The sequence below is a fragment of the Mesorhizobium sp. M1A.F.Ca.IN.022.07.1.1 genome (genome assembly GCF_003997575.1).
Lineage (GTDB): Bacteria > Pseudomonadota > Alphaproteobacteria > Rhizobiales > Rhizobiaceae > Mesorhizobium.
The window spans coordinates 1-3,923 of record NZ_RZST01000449.1 but is presented as its reverse complement, the minus strand read 5'-3'; the positions used below and the strand labels follow the sequence as shown (position 1 = coordinate 3,923).

General features: G+C 65.8%; 5 protein-coding genes. 2 read left to right on the top strand and 3 right to left on the bottom strand.

Translation table 11 applies throughout. The annotated features are described in order from the left end of the window. On the top strand, window positions 1–433 hold a 433-nt coding region (locus EOA75_RS30090; RefSeq protein ID WP_164747668.1), incomplete at its 5' end, for an OmpA family protein. Between the two features lie 422 nt (window positions 434–855). On the opposite strand, the gene EOA75_RS30085 is transcribed toward EOA75_RS30090, so the two are convergent. From EOA75_RS30085 to EOA75_RS30075, 3 genes are all read right to left on the bottom strand, one after another. Next, window positions 856–1,722 (bottom strand): NAD(P)-dependent oxidoreductase, encoded by an 867-nt coding sequence (locus EOA75_RS30085; protein ID WP_127325853.1) that lies wholly within the window; start codon window positions 1,720–1,722, stop codon window positions 856–858. Between the two features lie 104 nt (window positions 1,723–1,826). Next, entirely contained in the window at window positions 1,827–2,474 is a 648-nt protein-coding gene (locus EOA75_RS30080; protein WP_127325852.1) for a helix-turn-helix transcriptional regulator, read from the bottom strand. A gap of 7 nt (window positions 2,475–2,481) precedes the next feature. Next, complete coding sequence (locus EOA75_RS30075) at window positions 2,482–3,354, bottom strand: S1C family serine protease (RefSeq protein WP_127325851.1); 873 nt, start codon at window positions 3,352–3,354, stop codon at window positions 2,482–2,484. A 171-nt stretch (window positions 3,355–3,525) separates the two neighbouring features. On the opposite strand from EOA75_RS30075, the gene EOA75_RS30070 reads away from it, so the two are divergent. Next, a partial coding sequence (locus tag EOA75_RS30070; protein WP_206517066.1) for a trypsin-like peptidase domain-containing protein occupies window positions 3,526–3,923 on the top strand: 398 nt, incomplete at its 3' end.

Below are 3,923 nucleotides of genomic sequence, written 5' to 3'. Positions count from 1 at the left end.
TCTCTACTCGATCGACGAGGTCAAGCGCTCGGCCCGCGTGCGCGACATCGCCCGGCGTATCGACCTCGACACGCTCAACTTCGATTTCGGCTCGGCGACTCTTTCCGACACCGAAGTGCAGAAGCTCGAAGGCGTGGCCACCGCCATGGACAAACTTCTCAAGAAGAACCCGGCCGAGACCTTCCTGATCGAGGGCCACACCGACGCCGTCGGTACGCCTGACGCGAACCTCGCACTGTCGGATCGGCGTGCCGAGGCGGTCGCCGAAGCGTTGACCAACGCTTTCGGCGTCCCGGCCGAGAACCTCACGACACAGGGCTATGGCGAGGAATATCTCAAGGTGAATACGTCTAGCCCGAACCGCGAGAACCGTCGTGTCGCCATCCGCCGCATCACCTCGCTGGTGGCGCCTGTGGCGAGCAACGAGCAATGACTTGAAGATCCTGAGCCGATTTTCGGAATCGGCGCGACAAGATTGGGCCCGTCCGGATCCGGACGGGCCCTTTCTCTTGGAATTCAAGAAGAATTGTCCCGCTCATCCCGCCGTGCTCATTGAATCGCCGCATTGCGGCACCCAGATTCCAGTCAGGGCGTTCCCTGCCCTGTCCCGACTCCAGCGGGACACATGAGCCCCGCCGGCGCCCCTCTCCGGCGGGGCTTTATCTTGAAAATAAGTCCACCTGCCCGAGATACGGCCGAACCCCACAGAGCAATTCCAGGAGAGTGCGCAGCGGTTTTCGGAATTGCGTAGATCAGGGCGAAACCGCCCCGGAACATCTCAGGACGCGTCTCGAACTCGCGTCGAATCCATCGAAAGGCAGGAAGGGCGCCGCGGAATGAGGCGGCCGCGGGCTGTCAGTAGATCCTTCTGACCTTCGTCGGCGAGTTGGCGAACACCTCGTCCGGCACGAAGAAATCGCCGGCAAGCTGATCCGCCGCGCCTGGCGCATAGGCCGAAAAGTCCGTGACGCCCTCGGCCCGCAGCACCTCTTCGTCGATGTAGAAATTGCCGGTCGCCTCGCGCGCCGGCCGCAGGAAGATCGCGCACGCGGCATCGGCCATGATGTCGGGCGAGCGGCTCATCGCAGCCACCGTGGCGCCACCCAGGAGATTGCGCACGGCGGCCGTGTCGATGGTCGAGATCGGCCACAACGAATTGACGGCGATGCCGTCTTTGGCGAACTCGGCGCTCATGCCGAGCGTGCACATGGACATGCCGAACTTGGCCATCGTGTAGGCGACGTGGTTCTTGAACCACTTGGCCTTCATGTCGAGCGGCGGCGCCAGATTCAGGATGTGAGGATTCTTTGCCAACTTCAGGTGTGGAATGCACATTTTGGACACCAGGAACGTGCCGCGCGTGTTGATCTGGTGCATCAGATCGTAGCGCCTCATGTCGGTCTCCAGCGTGCCGGTAAGCTGGATGGCGCTGGCATTGTTGACGCAGATGTCGATGCCGCCGAACCGCTCGACGGTTTTTGCCACCCCCTCGCCGACCTGAGCCTCGTCGCGGATGTCGCAAAGCACCGGCAGCGCCTTGCCGCCGGCCTGCTCGATTTCTTCGGCCGCGCTGTAGATCGTGCCCGGCAGCTTCGGATGCGGCTCGGCGGTTTTGGCTGCAATCGTTATATTGGCGCCGTCGCGCGCCGCGCGCAGCGCGATCGCCAACCCAATCCCGCGCGATCCGCCCGAGATGAATAGCGTCTTTCCCTTGAGCGACATGTCTCGGCTCCCTCTGCAACAGTGAGGCAACTTGCGCGGCGGGCAGCCGTGGCGCAAGGCCCAACGCACCGGTCGGAGGTTACGCAGCGTCGTGCTGAAAGGGTCTAGACCAGCACCAGCCCTTGCCGCATCGCGATGGCGATCGCATCGGTGCGGTTGGCGGCGCCGAGCTTGATCAGAATCGCGGCGACGTGGAATTTCGCCGTGTGGACGGAGATGTTGAGCCGCCGGGCGATTACCTTGTTGGGCGCGCCTTCCGCCAGCAGCGCCAGCACTTCAGCTTCGCGCGGCGACAACGCCGCGCGGGGCTGGTTGTCGTCGGGCGCCTCGTCCTCGGACACCCCCGCGTGGAACTCGCCATGTGCACCAAGATCGGACGGTCCTGCCCGGCCGATGCGATAGCCGGACGCCGCCAAGCGCAAGGCGGCGGCAATCAGCAGGCCGTCGGCGGACCCCGGCAGCGTCGCAAACACATTGCCGCCCGGCCTTTCATGGCCGGCGCGGCGCGAGAGCAGCACACATGGCGTTGCCGGGCTCACGGCCCGGCTTTCCGAAGCAGCCTCATCGACCAAGGCGACATCCGCCGTTTGACCCATGCCGCTCCCGGCGAGGATCGGCAGCAGGTCCTCGCTCGCCGCAAGCGCATCGACCAGTTGCTCGGCGCGGGCCGCGTCGCCGAGCGCGATCAGCACCGTCAGCCGGGTGCTTGCCGGCTCCGGTCGAGCAATCGTTTGTATCGCGCTGCTTGCCATCGGCCTCTCAGCTCAACGGCTTTTCGCCGATGGTGATCGAAACATCGCGCTCAGCGCCGCCACTCAAGATACCGAGCGTCACGGTGGTGCCGGCGCTGTCCGGCCCGAGCTTGCGGATCAGCTCGCGCGGCCCATGCACGGCCTCGCCATTCCAGGTGACGATGATGTCGCCGACATGCAGGCCGGCGGCTTTCGCCGGGCCGCTGTCGTCGAGGCTCATCACCATGGCGCCGTGGGTGTCGCTGTTGCGGATCGGGTGCAGCCCGGCACCGAGATAGCCGCGCGCGACATGTCCCTTCTCGCGCAGCGTCGCAACCGCCCGCTCGATCGTCTCGTAAGGCATGACCAGCGCCCGCCGGCGCGGCCCGAACAAGAGCATGCCGATCAGGCCGCCCTTGGCATCGAGCACCGGACCGCCCTCGAAGCGGCCGCCGGCGTTGATGGCCAGATTGATGCGCCGTTCGATCGCGCCGCCGCGCATCGAGCGCCAGGCGGGCCCGACCTCGCCGACCGTGCCAAAGACCGCAAGTGCTGCCCCTTCGCTATTGCCGACGGCGATCGCCACGTTGCCGGGGCGCACGGCAGCGGCCTCAGCCAGTTGCGGCAGACCGGCGGCGGAAGCCGGCTTCAGCAGGGCAACGCCCGTCGAAGGATCGCGGCCGGCAAGCTCGGCCTTCACAGTTTCGCCCGAGGCCAGCGTCAGTTCGATCTCCTCTCCGGCTTCGACCTCTTCCTCCGCGGTAACAAAGAAGCCGTCGCGCCAGTGGAAGGCGCTCGCGGTGCGGTGGTGATGCGTAGCGAAGCTTGCCAGCGCCGGCGCGGCGGCCGCCGCGACATCGGCAACGGCATCGGAAAAGGCACTAAGGTTGAAGTTGCTCATATCGATGGTCTCCTGGGTTCTGTGACCCAGATATCGCTCCATGGCCCCGCCGCGAATACTCGCCTGACGGCTAGTCGAGTGCCTGACTGGCCATGTGGTCAGGTCGCGGCAATTGCTGCCGCTCCGCACATATAGGCATCGTTTGCGCCAGATCACACGGGAGCCCCACCCATGGCCTTCGCCGTCGAAAAACTCCAATCCGATGACGCCTTGCTCGACGCCTACTCGGCGACGGTCGCTCACGCCGTCGATCGAATCGGACCGGCCGTGTGCCGCATCGAGCGCATTGGTGCCGGCGGCCATGGCTCGGGCTTCGTGATCGCTCAGGACGGGCTGGTCGTCACCAATTTCCACGTCGTCGACGACGCCCGCGACGTTCGCGTCACGATGCCGGATGGCGCTTCGCGCGAGGGGCGCGTGCTTGGCCGCGATCCCGACACCGACATTGCGCTGGTTCGCGCCGACCGCAGCTTCGCCGACATCGCCCCGCTCGGCGATTCCAAGCGCCTCAGGCGCGGCCAGATCGCGATCGCCATCGGCAATCCGCTCGGCTTCGAATGGACCGTCAC

Coding starts and splice junctions, on each gene's coding strand:
- EOA75_RS30085 (WP_127325853.1), bottom strand. CDS start 1,722: ATGTCGCTCAAGGGAAAGACGCTATTCATCTCGGGCGGATCGCGCGGG.
- EOA75_RS30075 (WP_127325851.1), bottom strand. CDS start 3,354: ATGAGCAACTTCAACCTTAGTGCCTTTTCCGATGCCGTTGCCGATGTC.
- EOA75_RS30080 (WP_127325852.1), bottom strand. CDS start 2,474: ATGGCAAGCAGCGCGATACAAACGATTGCTCGACCGGAGCCGGCAAGC.